This window comes from Klebsiella sp. PL-2018, assembly GCF_019048985.1.
Taxonomy (GTDB): domain Bacteria; phylum Pseudomonadota; class Gammaproteobacteria; order Enterobacterales; family Enterobacteriaceae; genus Klebsiella; species Klebsiella michiganensis.
The window spans coordinates 2,565,951-2,582,240 of record NZ_CP077673.1 but is presented as its reverse complement, the minus strand read 5'-3'; the positions used below and the strand labels follow the sequence as shown (position 1 = coordinate 2,582,240).

The window sequence follows — 16,290 nt, the reverse complement described above, 5'->3', positions numbered from 1 at the left end:
CCTCAAGGCCTCGCTAAGGTCAATCTTTTGCCTGGAGATCGAGAATATTGTGTTCAAGTTTACGAATCAAATTAAGCAGCGTTTCCACCTCTTCCTTAGATACGCCGGCCAGAATCTCATCACGCGTTTTGCCGATAACCTCTTCCATTTCGTTGATCAGAGGCTCGGCTTTTTCGGTAAGCTTGATACGTTTTGCCCGCCGATCGTTAGCACAGGTCTGGCGAGAAATAAGCCCTTTCTCCTCCAGCTGGTCGAGCGTGCGAACCAGCGACGGCTGCTCAATACCAATGGCTTTCGCCAGCTGAATCTGCGACTGTTCAGGCGGCAGCTGGTGAATGTTATGCAGCGTGACCCAGTGCGTCTGCGTTAACTCCAGAGGTTTCAGGCGATGGTCGATTAGCGCGCGCCAGACGCGCACCAAACGTGCCAGATCAGAACCAAGTGGCGATTCCAATTTCATCTCCTTATAATTAGCTTGCTAAGTTATTATACTGATTTTAGAATAGTGTGCAGCATTTAAATTACCAAAACAAATGAATTACCCGATTCACTAAAATCAGAACAATGATTTACAATGTGAATAATCGCATAACCTGAACATTCTTCCTGCAACGGCAAAGGATTTTTGCTTGTGAAACTGAGTCTTAACACTGCCGGATTGTCGCTCCAGGACCTGGTGTTCGGCGCTTCTGTCTATTTCCCTCCCGTCTTTAAAGCCGTTTTGCTGGGCTTTTTTATCTGGTTGATTATCCACCGCCAGCTGCGGGACTGGATGTATGCAGGCGAGATTTGGCATCCCCTGCTAATGGACCTTTCCTTCTTTGCGCTCTCCGTCTGTCTGGCGCTGGTTTTACTGACTATCTGGTAATGTTCATTACATGAAGAAACTAAAATACTTATCCACGCTGCTGGTCGCCGCGCTGGCTATTATTGCCGCCTGGCTGGTCTGGAATTACTACACGCAATCCCCGTGGACCCGCGACGGCAAGGTCCGCGCCGAGCAGGTTGGCGTCACGCCCCAGGTTTCCGGCAGCATCCTGCAGCTCAACGTGCGCGACAACCAGCTGGTTAAAGCGGGAGACGTGCTGTTCAGAATCGATGACACGCCTTATAAAATCGCCCTGCTCAACGCCCGGGCGCAGCTTGCTAAAGCCAAAGCGGAAGTCGCCCGCGCGCAGGCAGAACAGAAAAAAGCCGCCAGCGATGCCAGCCGTCGGCGCCATCTTTCACAGAACTTTATCTCGGCAGAAGATTTAGAAAACGCCAACACCGCGCTGAATACCGCCACGACCAACCTCGAAGCCGCTAAGGCCGTGGTTGGCGTGGCGCAGGCCACTCTCGATCACGCCCAATGGCAGCTCACGCAGACGGAAATAAAAGCGCCGGTTGACGGCTGGGTTACCAATCTCTCAACCCGGGTTGGCGACTACGCCGCCGTTGGCCACCCGGTTTTCGCCCTCGTGGACAGCCGCTCCTTCTACGTGGTGGGTTATTTCGAAGAAACGAAACTGCGCAATATCCGTCCCGGTGACAGCGCGCAGATCATTCTTTATAGCAGCAAGCAGAAGTTACAGGGTCACGTGAGCAGCATCGGACGCGCCATCGTCGACCAGAGCGTGGAGAGCGGCGGCGATCTGGTAGCGAACATTAAACCGAATATTCCGTGGGTCCGACTTGCCCAGCGCGTACCGGTGCGTATTGAGTTTGATCATTTGCCGCCGGATACCATCCTGGTCTCCGGTACCACCTGCACCGTAGCCATCGGCGCGCAATAATGAAGCTGCAGGCTCTGACGTGGCGCTCGCTCCCGTGGATTAAGGCCAGCCGTCCGCAGTGGCGCTATGCCTTGCGTAACGGGATTGCCATGTGCCTGGCGCTGAGCGTCGCCTACTGGCTGAATCTTGACGAACCCTACTGGGCGATGACCTCCGCCGCGGTGGTCAGCTTTCCCACCGTCGGCGGGGTGATCAGCAAAAGCTTCGGGCGTATTGCCGGCAGCCTGCTCGGCGCCTGCGCGGCGCTGCTGCTGGCCGGGCATACGCTCAACGATCCGTGGCTGTTTCTGTTCAGCATTTCGGCGTGGATAGCCCTCTGCACGTGGGCCTGCGCGATGTTTACCAATAACGTCGCCTACGCTTTCCAGCTTGCGGGCTACACCTGCGCGATTATCGCGTTCCCGGTTATCAATATCACCGACGCGAACGAACTGTGGACTATCGCCCAGTCGCGCGTCTGCGAAGTCATCGTCGGTATTTTGTGCGGCGGGCTGATGATGATGATCTTACCGAGCACCTCCGATGGCGCTACGCTGCTGACGGCGCTGAAAAACATGCATGCGCGCCTGCTGGAACACGCCAGCCTGCTGTGGGTGCCGGAAACGACCGATGCCATTCGCACCGCGCACGAGAGCGTGATCGGGCAAATCCTGACCATGAATCTGCTGCGCATTCAGGCGTTCTGGAGCCACTATCGCTTTCGTCGGCAAAACCCGCTGCTGAACTACCTGCTGCATCAACAGCTGCGAATGACCAGCGTGATTTCGAGCCTGCGGCGAATGCTGCTCAACTGGCCCACCGCGCCCGCCCGCACCCGCGAGATACTGGAGTCGTTGCTCAACGAGTTATCTCATGCCAACGCCGACGCCCTGAGCGTTGCCCGCATCATCGCTCCGCTGGCGCCCCCCGCGGACGCTGACTACCGGCATATCGCCTTCTGGAAGCGTCTGCGCTACTTCTGTCGTCTTTATCTGGAGAGCAGCCGCTGGCTCAGGCGCATCGAAAACGCCAGCGCGATAACCGAATTTAACGTACCTTCCGCGCCAGCGCTGGCTCGCCATACCGATCAGGCCGAAGCCTTATGGAACGGCGTACGCACCTTTTGCGCGCTGGTGATGGTCGGCGCCTGGGGAATTAGCACCCAATGGCAGGCCTGCGCCGCAGCTCTGACCCTGGCGGCGATCTGCTGCGTGCTCTATTCGGTCTCTCCTTCGCCGTTTAAGTCACTAACGCTGCTGATGCGTACCCTGATCCTGCTTTCACTCTTTAGCTTTGTGGTGAAGTTTGGCTTGATGGTGCAGATAACCGATTTATGGCAGTTCCTGCTGTTTCTGTTTCCCCTGCTGACCACCATGCAGCTGCTGAAACTCCAGATGCCTAAGCTCGCCGGACTGTGGGGGCAGCTGATTGTATTTATGGGGTCGTTTATTTCGGTGACCAACCCGCCGGTCTACGACTACGCATCGTTTCTTAACGATAATCTGGGCAAAATCATCGGCGTCGGCCTTGCCTGGCTGGCGTTCGCCATCATCAGCCCGGGTTCAGACGCGCGTAAAAGCCGCCGTCATATCCGTGCGTTACGGCGTCACTTTGTCGACCAGCTAAGCCGCCGCCCGCAGCATAGCGAGCATGAATTTGAATCGCTGGTTTATCACCACATCAGCCAGCTCAGCAATAGCCAGGATGCGCTGGCGCGCCGCTGGCTGCTGCGCTGGGGCGTGGTTTTGCTCAACTGTTCCCACGTGGTGTGGCAGCTTCGCGAGTGGGAAACCCGTTCCGACCCGCTATCGCAGGTGCGCGATTTATGCATCAGCCTGCTGCGGGATGTGATGAGCGAGCGCGGGGTACAGCAGCGGCCACTCGCCTCGACGCTGCAGGAGCTGCAGCGCATCTGCGACGCGCTTAATCACCACCACCAGCCGGCAGCCAAAGAGCTGGCGGCGGTTATCTGGCGACTGTGGTGCGCGCTGTCGCAGCTGGAACAGGCGCCCATTGCCGGCACCTTAACGGAAAGAACTACTTAATCACGCCGCAGGCGAACCGCTCGCCGCCGCCGCCAAGGGGCTGCGGGCTATCGGACATATTGTCGCCCCCCACGTGAATCATCAGCGCCTTCCCTTTAACCTCATCCAGCGTTTTTAAGCGCGGCGCGACCACCGGCTGGGTTGCTTTACCGTCGTTATTGACCACCAGGAACGGCAGATCGCCGAGGTGACCGGCGCCGTCGGGACCTTCATGCTTACCGGTTTTTTGCGGATCGTAGTGCCCGCCTGCCGCGCCAGCGGCGACGGCTTTACCCTCTTTAATCGCGGGCTGGCAGCTGCCGTTGGCGTGGATATGGAAGCCGTGCTCGCCGGGAGGCAGCGCCTTCAGGTCTGGCGTAAATTCCAGGCCTTTCGCGGTTTCGCTGATTTTAACGCTACCGATAGCCTGACCGACGCTCTGGCTGGTGACAAGATTGATATCGACGCTTTCACTGGCCGCCTGCGCGCCTGCGCACGCGGCCAGGGTAAGTATGGCGAGAATACATCGTTGCATAACACCTCCTTAATGGCTCTGTCGCTACTAAGTGTAGGCCATTGCGGAGGTGATGGGGTTTACGGAACGTCGTAACCTAACGCCGCTTTGCGGATACGGAACCACTGCTGGCGGGACATCTTCAGCTTTTCGGCCACCACCGCGGAACGCACGCGCTCCATTTTCCCTGAGCCAATAATCGGCAACGGCTGCGACGGCAGGCGCAGGATCCAGGCATACACCACCTGCTCAATGCTCTCCGCATTCAGCTCCTGAGCAACGCGCGCCAGCTCATTGCGCAGCGGCTGGAAGCTGTCGTCGTTAAACAAACGACCGCCGCCGAGGCAGGACCAGGCCATCGGGCGAATACGCAGTTGCTGAAGCTGATCCAGCGTACCGTCAAGCAGCAGCGGCTGATGAACCGGAGAAATTTCCACCTGGTTGGTCGCCAGGGTAAACGGCAGGCGCGACTGCAGCAGGGTAAACTGGGCGGGGGTAAAGTTCGATACGCCGAAGTGACGAACCTTGCCGCTATGGTGAAGGGCCAGGAAGGCTTCCGCCACTTCATCCGCATCCATCAGCGGGTCCGGACGATGAATCAGCAGCAGGTCAATATGGTCGGTGGCAAGGTTACGCAGCGACTGCTCCGCGCTGAGAACAATATGGTCGCGGTCGGTAATATAGTGGCCGATGGTGTTTTCCGCCCGCGCTTTCGTGGCAATCCCGCACTTGGTGACAATTTCCATCCTGCTGCGCAGATGCGGCGCCAGCTTTAGCGCTTCGCCAAACGCCGCCTCGCAGCGATAGTCACCGTAAATATCGGCATGATCGATGGTGGTAATGCCCAGATCCAGGTGTTGCTCAACAAAGCCCATCAGCGCCTGAGCGGACATATTCCAGTCCATCAGACGCCAGTAGCCCATCACAAAACGAGAGAATTCCGGCCCCTGCGGAGCCATAGCAATACGCTGAACCATAACAGCTTCCTCAATAAAAAAGTGCCCTGAGTATACGCAATTTTAGGCTTAAAACAGTGAGGGTTGCTGCGGTTCTTCCGCACTATCCTGCTTAGCTGCGCGTAATTTGCGCAGTAGCCGCTGACGGCACAGACGCAAAACATCCTGCTTTTGCGCATCGCTCATTTTCTGCCAGTTGAAACGCTCGTCGCGGCTACGCATACACCCCCGACAGTAGCCGCGTTCATCAGACTGACAAATCCCCCGGCACGGACTCTGTACCGGGAAGAATTCCAGTTGTTCAGCCACTTCGCCTCTCCTGCCGCTCATCTCTTTCTTTATTGAAGACGTTTCATCCGCCGTACGCAAATTTTGTTCATCAGCCTCTGCGCCAGGCGGCATTTTTAAATATGACTTGCGTTAGACCAATCGGTCTATTACAGTGAGCGCCATGAACAAGCACAGTGAATGTAACACCCGCGAACATATCCTGGCCACCGGCGAGCAGCTCTGCATGCATCGGGGGTTTACCGGTATGGGTCTGAGCGAACTGCTGAAAACAGCGGAGGTGCCGAAAGGCTCTTTCTATCACTATTTTCGCTCTAAAGAAGCCTTTGGCGTTGCGCTGCTCGACCATCACTACGCCGGATATCTTCAGCGCCTGGTCGATCATTTTGACCACGGCGAGGGGAACTATCGCGACCGCCTCCTGGCCTACTATCAGCATACGCTGACGCAGTTTTGCCAGCAGGGCATCATCAGCGGCTGTCTGACGGTGAAGCTGTCGGCAGAGGTCTGCGATCTGTCGGAAGATATGCGCACCGCGATGGATAAAGGCGCCAGCCAGATCATCGTTCTCCTCGGCGATGCGCTGGAGAAAGGCCGTCAGGAGGGCAGCCTTGCGTTTGAGGGCGACGCCTTAACGCTTTCGCAGGTGCTTTACTCCCTGTGGCTGGGGGCGAATCTGCAGGCTAAAATTACGCGTAGCGCAACGCCGCTGGAAAGCGCCCTTGCCCACGCCAAACGTATTATTGCTGCGCCTGCCGTTTAACAGGCGTTTTTATTTACCCCGTTTCAAGACGACCGGTCTACTCAGGAGTCATTATGTCAGAATCAAAGTTGTTTACCCCGTTGAAAGTGGGTGCGGTAACCGTACCGAATCGCGTGTTTATGGCTCCGCTGACGCGTCTGCGCAGCATTGAACCGGGCGATATTCCTACCCCGCTGATGGGCGAATACTACCGCCAGCGCGCCAGCTCAGGCCTGATTATTTCCGAAGCTACCCAGATCTCCGCTCAGGCTAAAGGCTACGCGGGCGCACCGGGCCTGCACAGCCCGGAGCAGATTGCCGCATGGAAAAAAATTACCGCCGGCGTACACGCCGAAAACGGGCGTATTGCCGTTCAGCTGTGGCACACCGGGCGCATTTCCCACAGCAGCATCCAGCCGGGTGGCGCCGCGCCGGTTGCGCCATCGGCCATTAGCGCGGGCACCCGTACCTCGCTGCGTGATGAAAACGGCCACGCTATTCGCGTAGACACCTCGATGCCGCGCGCGCTCGAAACCGCCGAGATCCCGGGGATCGTTGATGATTTCCGCCAGGCGGTAGGCAACGCCCGCGATGCCGGCTTTGACCTTGTCGAACTGCACTCCGCGCACGGCTACCTGCTGCACCAATTCCTTTCCCCTTCTTCCAACCATCGTACTGACCAGTACGGCGGCAGCGTGGAAAATCGCGCTCGCCTGGTGCTGGAAGTGGTTGATGCGGCGAGTAAAGAGTGGAGCGCCGACCGTATCGGGATTCGCGTCTCGCCTATCGGCAGCTTCCAGAACGTCGATAATGGCCCGAATGAAGAAGCCGACGCGCTCTATCTCATCGAAGCGCTGGCCAAACGCGGTATTGCTTACCTGCATATGTCCGAGCCGGACTGGGCTGGCGGCCAACCGTACAGCGATGAATTCCGTCAGAAAGTCCGCGACCGCTTCCCGGGCGCTATTATCGGCGCTGGCGCCTACACGGTGGAAAAGGCAAACGATCTGATCGGTAAAGGCCTGATCGATGCCGTGGCCTTCGGTCGCGACTATATTACCAACCCGGATCTGGTCGCGCGCCTGCAGAAGAAGGCCGCGCTGAATCCGCAGCGTCCGGAAAGCTTCTACGGCGGCGGCGCGGAAGGTTATACCGATTACCCTACCCTGTAATCCCTCCATTGATAGCGGCGGGTTATCGCCGCTATACTCAACGCTCTGATGTATCAAAATAAACTGCATAGGGGACATTATGCGCTTACTTCACACCATGCTGCGCGTTGGCGACCTGCAACGTTCTATTGAGTTTTACACCAACGTGCTGGGCATGAAACTGCTGCGCACCAGCGAAAACACTGAGTATAAATACTCGCTGGCATTCGTGGGTTACGGCGAAGAGAGCGATACCGCCGTGATTGAGCTGACCTATAACTGGGGCGTTGATAAGTACGATCTCGGCAGCGCTTATGGCCATATCGCGCTCAGCGTTGAAAACGCGGCCGAAGCCTGCGAGCGTATCCGCCAGAACGGCGGCAACGTGACCCGTGAAGCCGGCCCGGTCAAAGGCGGCACCACCGTCATCGCCTTCGTCGAAGATCCGGATGGCTATAAAATTGAACTGATTGAAGAGAAAGACGCCGGAAAAGGCCTCGGCAACTGATCGGCTGCGGGCACCCGCGGTGCCTGCTGTTTTATCCCCTTCCTGCTGCAAGCCGCGGCAAAATTTGCCATAATGCGCGCTACTTTTTTCCAGCTAAGAGAATCTGATGTCCGAGAACGTTCAACTTAATGGTCTGTGCGACCGTTTTCGCGGTTTTTATCCTGTGGTAATCGATGTTGAAACCGCCGGGTTTAATGCCAAAACCGACGCCCTGCTGGAGATCGCCGCTATTACGTTGAAAATGGATGAGGAAGGCTGGCTGATGCCGGACGAAACGCTGCATTTTCATGTTGAGCCTTTTGAAGGCGCCAACCTGCAGCCCGAAGCGCTGGCTTTTAATGGTATTAACCCTAACGATCCCGAGCGCGGCGCGGTGAGCGAATACGATGCGCTGCACGCGATTTTTAAAATGGTCCGCAAGGGAATGAAAGAGAGCGACTGCAGCCGCGCGATTATGGTCGCGCATAACGCCACGTTCGATCACAGCTTTACCATGGCGGCGGCAGAGCGGGCTGGCCTGAAACGTAACCCCTTTCATCCGTTCGTGACCTTCGATACCGCGGCTCTGAGCGGCCTGGCTCTGGGTCAAACGGTGCTGTCGAAAGCCTGTATTGCCGCGGGAATGGCATTTGATGGTACCCAGGCACACTCGGCGCTTTACGATACCCAGCAAACCGCCCAGCTATTCTGCGAAATCGTCAACCGCTGGAAGCGCCTTGGCGGCTGGCCATTACCCGTGGCCGAAGAGTAAGCGATAAAAAAAGCGACTTCACCGGAAGTCGCTTTTTTATTGGCAGCCGAATTACTCGGCTTTCGGTTCGTCAGTCTTGTACTTCGCGGCCGTTTCTTTGATCAGCTGCTGCAGTTCGCCGCGCTGATACATTTCAATCACGATGTCACAGCCGCCGACCAGTTCACCGTCAACCCACAGCTGCGGGAAGGTCGGCCAGTTAGCGTATTTCGGCAGCTCTGCGCGGATGTCCGGATTTTGCAGGATATCGACGTAGGCAAAACGTTCGCCACAGGCGGAGAGCGCCTGAACGGCCTGAGCGGAGAAACCGCAGCTTGGCAGCTTCGGCGACCCTTTCATGTACAGCAGGATCGGGTTTTCAGCGATTTGACGTTGGATTTTTTCTAAAGTCGTGCTCATTGTCGTGCTTCCTTAAACTTCTTTACGGCAGTAATTTGTCATTGTAGCGCCCTGGGCGCAGGACCGATAATAACATTTTTTTCACTTGCCACATTTTATCTTCTGTCGGCATAAGTTGCCTTAAAAATATCATTTTATTGCTATACGCGGCAACGCGTTGCGCGTTTTTCACGCGCGGGTACCGCTGACGGAAGCATTTTTTTGCAAATGTTAACCAAACGAGACGTTAGATACAAAAGAGTAGTAACTCTCCACGATTTTATGCTTTAGAATCGATGCGGTTTGTCATTCATCGTCAGGCATCTGTATATGTCTGTAATTTAATCAGGGGATTGCTCAGTGGCGCGTCTTAACAAAATCGCGATTTCGCTCTGTGCATTACTTTTCACATCTATTTCACTTACGCCGCTGGCGCATGCTTCCGGGCATACGCACGCTTCGGCCACGCCAAAAGCGCATCCGGCCAAGGGCACGACCGCAGAGCGTAAGAAAAAAGCAGCCAGTTCTAAAAGTAAAACCACCGCCAAAACCCCCAGCAAGAAAACGTCGACCGCCAGCCGCAGCAAATCAACCGCGTCACGCCAGACTGCCAGCGCCACAAAAAAATGCGTTCTACGCAAAGGCTATAAAAAACTGTGCGCCAGCTCGACAAGGTCGATAGCGGAAAGCAAGCTGGCAACCGCAAGCGTGCAGAAAAAGTGCGTGGTGCGTAAAGGCTATAAAACCCGCTGCAAACCGGTTGCCGACGAGCCGCAGCTGACCATTGCCGACGCGCATAAAGCTCGGGTACAAAAGGCGCAAAGCACCGCCATGTCCAAGCTGATGGATCAGATTGGCAAACCCTATCGCTGGGGCGGCACCTCTCCGCGTACCGGGTTTGATTGTAGCGGTCTGGTCTATTACGCCTATAAGGACCTGGTTAAAATTCACATTCCGCGCACCGCCAATGAGATGTATCACCTGCGCGACGCCCGTCCGGTGGATCGCGGCGAGCTGCAAAGTGGGGATCTCGTCTTCTTCCGCACCCGCGGGCGCGGCACTGCCGATCACGTCGGGGTTTACGTTGGCAACGGCAAATTTATCCAGTCTCCGCGTACCGGCCGCGATATTCAGATCACCTCATTAAGCGACGATTACTGGGTACGCCACTACGTTGGCGCGCGTCGCGTCATGACGCCGAAAACCATTCGCTAATTGTGCCTTGTCGCTGCGGCGGCAGGGTAACTCTCTCTTTTGCCACATCTTTTAATTTGCTACTATTATTACCCTGCGTAATACATGGTTATTACGCAGGCAAACTATAAAAAGGAGAGTAGCAATGTCGTTCGAATTACCTGCATTACCATATGCAAAAGACGCCCTGGCGCCGCACATTTCCGCAGAAACCCTGGAATACCACTACGGTAAACACCACCAGGCCTACGTCACCAACCTGAATAACCTGATCAAAGGCACCCCGTTTGAAGGCAAAACCCTGGAAGAGATCGTGCGTTCTTCCGATGGCGGCGTTTTTAACAACGCAGCTCAGGTCTGGAACCACACCTTCTACTGGAACTGCCTCGCGCCGAACGCCGGCGGCGAACCGCAAGGCGAACTGGCGGCGGCTATTGCTAAGTCCTTCGGCAGCTTCGCTGATTTCAAAGCCAAATTCACCGACGCAGCGGTAAAAAACTTCGGCGCAGGCTGGACCTGGCTGGTGAAAAACGCCGACGGTAGCCTGGCTATTGTCTCCACCAGCAACGCCGGTACGCCGCTGACCAGCGACGCAACTCCGCTGCTGACCGTGGATGTCTGGGAACACGCTTATTACATCGACTACCGTAACGCCCGTCCGAACTATCTGGAGCACTTCTGGGCGCTGGTAAACTGGAAGTTTGTTGCTGCTAATCTGGCTGCATAAAAGCAAACCGCAGAAGCCTTGCAGCTTCTGCGGTTATTGTATGACTTCACGCAATATTAACGGTTGGCGAACGCCTCTTCCGGCTGCGCCCGGCCGCTGAATAGCACCAGCAGTAGCGCCACGCCTGCGATAATCGCCCCCATCACCGGGACAAAGGCATAGCCCAGGCCGCCAGAGATCACCGCGCCGCCCGCCGCCGCGCCCAGCGCGTTTCCGAGGTTAAAAGCCCCAATATTGACCGATGATGACAGCCCCGGCGCTTCGTGGGCGACGCGCATCACGCGCATCTGCAAAGGCGGCACCACCGCAAAGGTCGCCGCGCCCCAGACCACCATACTGATTGCCGCGCCCACCTGCGATTGCGCCAGCAGCGGGATCGCCAGCATGATAACCATCAGCAGCAGCAGAAAGCCCTTCAGCGTCCCGCTAACGGAACGGTCGGCAAACTTACCGCCAAGGTAGTTACCCAGCGAGAAGCCGACGCCAATCAGCACCAGCATGGCGGTCACAAACAGCGGAGAGGCGTGGGTGATGGTATGCAAAACGGGAGAAATATAGGTATAAAGCGTGAACATCGCCCCTGCCCCCAGTACCGTCGTCAGCAGCGCCGACAGCACCTGCGGACGCATCAGCACGGAAAGCTCCTGCTTGACGTCAGGGCGCTCGCCGGCGCTGCCCTTCGGTAGAGAAAACCACAGACCGATAATCGCAATCACGCCCAGCCCCGCCGTGGCAAGAAACGACATCCGCCAGCCGATGGTTTCGCCCAGCCAGGTCGCCGCGGGAACGCCGCCGATATTCGCTATCGTCAGCCCCATAAACATCGTCGCCACGGCGCTGGCCTGTTTGTGTTTTGGCACAACGCTCGCCGCCACCACTGAACCCAGGCCGAAGAAGGCGCCGTGGTTAAGGCTGGTAATAATGCGCGACAGCAGCAGCGTGGTGTAATCCGGAGCAATGGAAGAGAGTACGTTACCGAGGGTAAAAATCGCCATCAGAAAGATCAGCGCATTTCTGCGCGCGCGGTGGGAGAGCAGCAGAGTCATCAGCGGCGCGCCGACCATCACGCCGATGGCATAGGCGCTAATCAGCATTCCCGCCGCCGGAATCGAAACGTCCACGCCTTTAGCGATAACCGGTAATAGCCCCATCGGGGAGAACTCGGTTGTGCCGATACCAAAGGCACCGATCGCCAGCGCGAGCAGGGGAAAATTGATTTTCATGCAGGGACTCCATCAGGCCGCCTTCCGCGACGGCATCTCATCAGAAGTCAAAAGCATGACATCAATCACAGAAAAACAAAAGTGAACGAAATGGCAAAAGATTTTTGCGAAAATGATAATAATGGCGGAGAGAAAGGGAGAGCGGCCCCTCCCTTATCGCATAATTAGTGCAGTACGGCGGTCAAACCTGCGGCAACAATCAAACCCAGAACAATAATCGTCGTCGTCAGCGAAAACTTTAAATTTGTATCCATCAATTTTTCCCCCTGATTATCCCCACATGAAAAGTGAGCTTGCTCATTTTTACACAGAATAGCGTAAAAATCTTCCGAGATTTAGAGTGATGCACATTTTTGCTCTTCCCCTTTGCCCCAAGATCGGACAAAATCCCACGCTAATTTGAAAGCGTATCGGCCATTGACCCCTTCCTGTCGTTCTGTGTCGTTTTCCCGACGTGATGCCATGCTCAATTTTGGCGCCAGGGTGTGTACAGGCAAACGTTTACGTACCGATAAACAGACGATCAGGTCAAGGTCTGGAGTGAGAAGTAATGGCAACTATTAAAGATGTAGCGAAGCGCGCAAACGTTTCCACTACAACAGTGTCACATGTGATTAACAAAACCCGATTCGTTGCGGAAGAGACGCGCAATGCGGTGTGGGCGGCAATAAAAGAACTGCATTACTCCCCCAGCGCCGTTGCCCGCAGCCTGAAGGTCAATCACACCAAATCTATTGGTCTGCTGGCAACCAGCAGCGAAGCGGCCTATTTCGCTGAGATTATCGAAGCCGTCGAGAAGAGCTGCTTCCAGAAGGGCTACACCCTGATCCTCGGCAACGCGTGGAACGACCCTGAGAAACAGCGCGCCTATCTGTCAATGATGGCGCAGAAACGCGTAGACGGCCTGCTGGTGATGTGCTCCGAGTATCCGGAGTCGGTGTTAAGCATGCTGGAAGAGTATCGTCATATTCCGATGGTAGTGATGGACTGGGGCGAGGCAAAAGCCGACTTCACCGACTCGGTTGTCGATAACGCCTTTGAAGGCGGCTATATCGCCGGGCGCTACCTTATTGAACGCGGGCATCGCGATATCGGCGTGATCCCCGGCCCGCTGGAGCGTAACACCGGCGCAGGCCGGCTGGCAGGTTTTATGAAAGCGATGGAAGAGGCGCATATTAGCGTTCCGGAAAACTGGATTGTGCAGGGCGATTTTGAGCCGGAATCCGGCTACCGCGCCATGCAGCAGATTCTCGGCCAGCATCCTCGCCCAACGGCCATCTTCTGCGGCGGGGATATTATGGCGATGGGCGCCATCTGCGCGGCGGATGAAATGGGTCTGCGCGTGCCGCAGGATATTTCGCTGATCGGTTATGATAACGTGCGCAACGCCCGCTACTTTAGCCCGGCGCTGACCACCATTCATCAGCCTAAAGACTCTCTTGGCGAAGCGGCGTTTAACATGCTGCTGGACCGCATCGTTAATAAGCGTGAAATCTCGCAGTCGATTGAAGTCCACCCTCGCCTGGTCGAGCGCCGTTCCGTGGCCGACGGCCCGTTTGTTGATTATCGCCGTTAACCTTTCCCGCGGCGTCGGTCATTCCGGCGCCCGCAGCCACTCCCGGTTTAGCGTTTCGCTATCGCCAAGGTAATCCAGCAGCCATAGCAGCGCCGGCGAGGCATCGCTTTGCTGCCACGTCAGGCAGCATGCGGCGTCCGGGAAGGGGTTCTCCAGCTCCAGCGCCGTCCATGCGCCGCTATCAAGCCACGGGCGCGCTAAATGCCCGGGAACCATACCGACGCACAGTCCGGCGGAGAGACAGGTTTCTGAGGCATCCCAGTCCGGCACCACCACCCTCTTCTGGTTATCCAGCAGCCAGGTGGTCCGCTTCGGCAGCGAGCGCGAGGTATCCTCCCTGACCAGCGACGGCCAGTTGCGCAGGACGTCATCGCTCAGAGGCCCGGCCATTTTGGCCAGCGGATGGTGGCTCGCGACGACGCAGTCCCAGCTCAGCATTCCCATATCGCGAAAGGCGTAGCGGCCCCCTACCGGAATTGAGCGCGTCGCGCCGATGGCCAGCTCCACGCGACCGTCGGCGAGCGCATCCCAGACGCCGTTGAACACCTCCTGAAAAACAATCAGTTCGACGTCATCAAAATGACGATAGAAATCAACGATCATCTGCCGCATGCGCGTGGGTTTAACGATATTATCCACCGCAATAGAGAGCTGCCCGCGCCAGCCGTTGGCTATCTGCTGGCACTGCTGGCGGGTGATCTGCATTTTTTTGATAACAGAACGCCCCTCCTGTAAAAACCAGACGCCGGCCGGCGTTAATTCCACATCACGATGACGGCGTTCGAACAGCGGTACCGCCAGCCACTCCTCCAGCTGACGCACGGTATAGCTGACGGCCGAGGGTACGCGGTGCAGTTCCTGCGCTGCGGCGCTAAAGCTGCCGTTGCGGGCGACAGCATCGACAACTTCAAGCGAGTATTCGGACCACATTTTCTGCCTGCAAAATTTTTGAATTCACCTGACAAATATTAGCGTTTCACAAGCCTTAATGCACTCCCTACACTCTGCGCCATCGTACCTGCAACAATAAAAAGAGAAGATGATGCAACAACCTGGGAAAGGATTTTTAGTCTGGCTGGCTGGACTCAGCGTACTGGGCTTTCTGGCGACCGATATGTATCTTCCGGCTTTCGCCGCCATGCAACAAGATTTGAACACTTCTGCGGCCTCCGTCAGCGCCAGCCTGAGCCTGTTCCTGGCAGGCTTTGCGCTGGGCCAGCTTTTCTGGGGGCCCCTTTCCGATCGCTATGGCCGCAAGCCGGTGCTGTTGAGCGGGCTGGCCATTTTTGCTATCGGCTGTCTGGGGATGCTGTGGGTTCGCGATGCCAACCTGATGCTCGCGCTGCGATTTATTCAGGCCCTGGGGGTTTGCGCCGCCGCGGTGACCTGGCAGGCGATGGTCACCGATTATTATCCAGCGCAAAGAACCAACCGGATTTTCGCCGCCATTATGCCGCTGGTCGGTTTATCGCCCGCGCTGGCGCCGCTGCTCGGCAGCTGGCTGCTGGTCCATTTTGAATGGCAGGCTATTTTTGCCGTGCTGTTCGCGATTACCCTGCTGCTGATGCTGCCCGCCCTGCGCCTGAAGCCAGCGAACAAACCGGTTGCCAGCGCCCAGCAGAAGCTCACGTTTCTCACCCTGCTGCGCTCACGCGAGTATAGCGGTAACGTGCTCATCTACGCCGCCTGTTCCGCCAGCTTTTTTGCCTGGCTGACGGGGTCGCCGTTTATTCTTCATGAAATGGGCTATGGCCCGACCGTTATCGGCCTGAGCTACGTTCCGCAAACTATCGCGTTTCTGGTGGGCGGTTATGGCTGCCGCGCGGCGCTGCAAAAATGGCAGGGCCAGCAAATTCTGCCCTGGCTGCTGGCTATTTTCGCCCTCAGCGTCGCCGCCACCTGGCTGGTAGGCCTGCGGGAAAACGCCACGCTCGTTGGTTTGATGATTCCGTTCTGCGCCATGGCGGTGGTGAATGGCGGTATTTACCCTATCGTCGTCGCGCAGGCCCTGAAGCCATTCCCGCAGGCGACCGGCCGCGCCGCTGCGCTGCAAAACACCCTGCAGCTTGGCCTCTGTTTCCTTACCAGCCTGCTGGTCTCGACGCTGATTGCCACCCCGCTGCAAACGACCACCAGCGTGATGCTGGTCTCCATCGTGCTGGCCGGGATGGGCTACCGCATGCAGCACAAAGCCGCGCATCTGGCAACAAAATCGTCACATGCTTAAGGTAATGTGCTGATAGTGATAAGATCCAGTAATTAGCTTGCTAAGATATTTTTGTTGAAAGCCTGTTTTTAGCGGCCTATACTGGATCCGGCATCACATAAATAGAAAACTAATTGATTTTAACGGGAGCAGGATGCATCCCGTTTCACCATGGAAGGCCTTTCGGCAAGGGTTATCTCCCTTCCTCTGTTCTACGTCGGATAGCAGCCTCACGGATTATCCGTGAGATTTCTCACAAAGCCAAAAAAGCGTCTACGCTGTTTTAAGGTTCTGATCA

19 protein-coding genes are annotated in these 16,290 nt (G+C 56.6%); 11 read left to right on the top strand and 8 right to left on the bottom strand.

Annotated features, from left to right (window positions below):
* Window positions 1-19 precede the first annotated feature (19 nt).
* Window positions 20-460, bottom strand: coding sequence for a transcriptional regulator SlyA (gene slyA / locus MKleb_RS11950; protein ID WP_016810099.1), 441 nt, complete (start codon window positions 458-460; stop codon window positions 20-22).
* 171 nt (window positions 461-631) lie between these two features.
* Between slyA and MKleb_RS11945 the strand changes: the two genes are divergently transcribed.
* From MKleb_RS11945 to MKleb_RS11935, 3 genes are read left to right on the top strand one after another with little or no spacing between them, the layout of a single operon-like run.
* Entirely contained in the window at window positions 632-868 is a 237-nt protein-coding gene (locus tag MKleb_RS11945; RefSeq protein WP_004851455.1) for a DUF1656 domain-containing protein, read from the top strand.
* 10 nt (window positions 869-878) lie between these two features.
* A complete protein-coding gene (locus tag MKleb_RS11940; RefSeq protein ID WP_014229597.1) occupies window positions 879-1,775 on the top strand; it encodes an efflux RND transporter periplasmic adaptor subunit in 897 nt (298 codons plus the stop codon).
* Window positions 1,775-3,799: an FUSC family protein gene (locus MKleb_RS11935; RefSeq protein WP_025105834.1), complete on the top strand. Its 2,025-nt coding sequence runs from the start codon at window positions 1,775-1,777 to the stop codon at window positions 3,797-3,799. Before MKleb_RS11940 ends, MKleb_RS11935 begins: the two co-directional genes overlap by 1 nt.
* Here the strand turns inward: MKleb_RS11935 and sodC are convergent.
* The 3 genes from sodC to MKleb_RS11920 are packed head-to-tail and all read right to left on the bottom strand — an operon-like array spanning window position 3,792 to window position 5,578.
* Window positions 3,792-4,313, bottom strand: coding sequence for a superoxide dismutase [Cu-Zn] SodC (gene sodC / locus MKleb_RS11930; protein WP_004119475.1), 522 nt, complete (start codon window positions 4,311-4,313; stop codon window positions 3,792-3,794). The genes MKleb_RS11935 and sodC overlap by 8 nt on opposite strands.
* 59 nt (window positions 4,314-4,372) lie before the next feature.
* On the bottom strand, window positions 4,373-5,269 hold the full coding sequence (locus MKleb_RS11925) for an aldo/keto reductase (protein ID WP_025105835.1): 897 nt from the start codon (window positions 5,267-5,269) through the stop codon (window positions 4,373-4,375).
* A 48-nt stretch (window positions 5,270-5,317) separates the two neighbouring features.
* Window positions 5,318-5,578 (bottom strand): DUF1289 domain-containing protein, encoded by a 261-nt coding sequence (locus tag MKleb_RS11920; protein ID WP_162140793.1) that lies wholly within the window; start codon window positions 5,576-5,578, stop codon window positions 5,318-5,320.
* Window positions 5,579-5,699: 121 nt separating this feature from the next.
* On the opposite strand from MKleb_RS11920, the gene MKleb_RS11915 reads away from it, so the two are divergent.
* The 4 genes from MKleb_RS11915 (at window position 5,700) to rnt (ending at window position 8,688) form a co-directional block, all read left to right on the top strand.
* A complete protein-coding gene (locus MKleb_RS11915; RefSeq protein ID WP_025105836.1) occupies window positions 5,700-6,299 on the top strand; it encodes a TetR/AcrR family transcriptional regulator in 600 nt (199 codons plus the stop codon).
* A 53-nt stretch (window positions 6,300-6,352) separates the two neighbouring features.
* A complete protein-coding gene (locus tag MKleb_RS11910) occupies window positions 6,353-7,450 on the top strand; it encodes an alkene reductase (protein WP_217076700.1) in 1,098 nt (365 codons plus the stop codon).
* Between the two features lie 79 nt (window positions 7,451-7,529).
* Window positions 7,530-7,937 carry a lactoylglutathione lyase gene (gene gloA / locus MKleb_RS11905; protein WP_004119471.1) on the top strand — a complete coding sequence of 136 codons (408 nt, stop codon included), beginning with the start codon at window positions 7,530-7,532 and terminating at the stop codon, window positions 7,935-7,937.
* Between the two features lie 106 nt (window positions 7,938-8,043).
* Window positions 8,044-8,688, top strand: coding sequence for a ribonuclease T (gene rnt, locus MKleb_RS11900; protein WP_014229602.1), 645 nt, complete (start codon window positions 8,044-8,046; stop codon window positions 8,686-8,688).
* 51 nt (window positions 8,689-8,739) lie between these two features.
* Here the strand turns inward: rnt and grxD are convergent, their stop codons facing one another.
* Window positions 8,740-9,087: a monothiol glutaredoxin 4 gene (grxD, locus tag MKleb_RS11895; RefSeq protein ID WP_004102692.1), complete on the bottom strand. Its 348-nt coding sequence runs from the start codon at window positions 9,085-9,087 to the stop codon at window positions 8,740-8,742.
* A gap of 339 nt (window positions 9,088-9,426) precedes the next feature.
* On the opposite strand from grxD, the gene MKleb_RS11890 reads away from it, so the two are divergent.
* Both MKleb_RS11890 and sodB read left to right on the top strand, forming a co-directional pair.
* Window positions 9,427-10,281 carry a C40 family peptidase gene (locus MKleb_RS11890; protein WP_025105837.1) on the top strand — a complete coding sequence of 285 codons (855 nt, stop codon included), beginning with the start codon at window positions 9,427-9,429 and terminating at the stop codon, window positions 10,279-10,281.
* A gap of 124 nt (window positions 10,282-10,405) precedes the next feature.
* Window positions 10,406-10,987: a superoxide dismutase [Fe] gene (sodB, locus tag MKleb_RS11885; RefSeq protein ID WP_004851476.1), complete on the top strand. Its 582-nt coding sequence runs from the start codon at window positions 10,406-10,408 to the stop codon at window positions 10,985-10,987.
* A gap of 56 nt (window positions 10,988-11,043) precedes the next feature.
* On the opposite strand, the gene MKleb_RS11880 is transcribed toward sodB, so the two are convergent.
* Both MKleb_RS11880 and MKleb_RS11875 read right to left on the bottom strand, forming a co-directional pair.
* A complete protein-coding gene (locus MKleb_RS11880; RefSeq protein ID WP_004851479.1) occupies window positions 11,044-12,210 on the bottom strand; it encodes an MFS transporter in 1,167 nt (388 codons plus the stop codon).
* Window positions 12,211-12,374: 164 nt separating this feature from the next.
* A complete protein-coding gene (locus tag MKleb_RS11875; RefSeq protein WP_049082851.1) occupies window positions 12,375-12,464 on the bottom strand; it encodes a cytochrome bd-I oxidase subunit CydH in 90 nt (29 codons plus the stop codon).
* A gap of 296 nt (window positions 12,465-12,760) precedes the next feature.
* On the opposite strand from MKleb_RS11875, the gene purR reads away from it, so the two are divergent.
* The gene (gene purR, locus MKleb_RS11870) at window positions 12,761-13,786 is read left to right on the top strand and encodes an HTH-type transcriptional repressor PurR (RefSeq protein ID WP_217076699.1); all 1,026 of its coding nucleotides are present in this window, start codon (window positions 12,761-12,763) and stop codon (window positions 13,784-13,786) included.
* Window positions 13,787-13,804: 18 nt separating this feature from the next.
* On the opposite strand, the gene punR is transcribed toward purR, so the two are convergent.
* A complete protein-coding gene (gene punR, locus MKleb_RS11865; protein ID WP_004851483.1) occupies window positions 13,805-14,716 on the bottom strand; it encodes a DNA-binding transcriptional activator PunR in 912 nt (303 codons plus the stop codon).
* A gap of 112 nt (window positions 14,717-14,828) precedes the next feature.
* On the opposite strand from punR, the gene punC reads away from it, so the two are divergent.
* Window positions 14,829-16,013 carry a purine nucleoside transporter PunC gene (punC, locus tag MKleb_RS11860; protein ID WP_025105838.1) on the top strand — a complete coding sequence of 395 codons (1,185 nt, stop codon included), beginning with the start codon at window positions 14,829-14,831 and terminating at the stop codon, window positions 16,011-16,013.
* Window positions 16,014-16,290 lie beyond the last annotated feature (277 nt).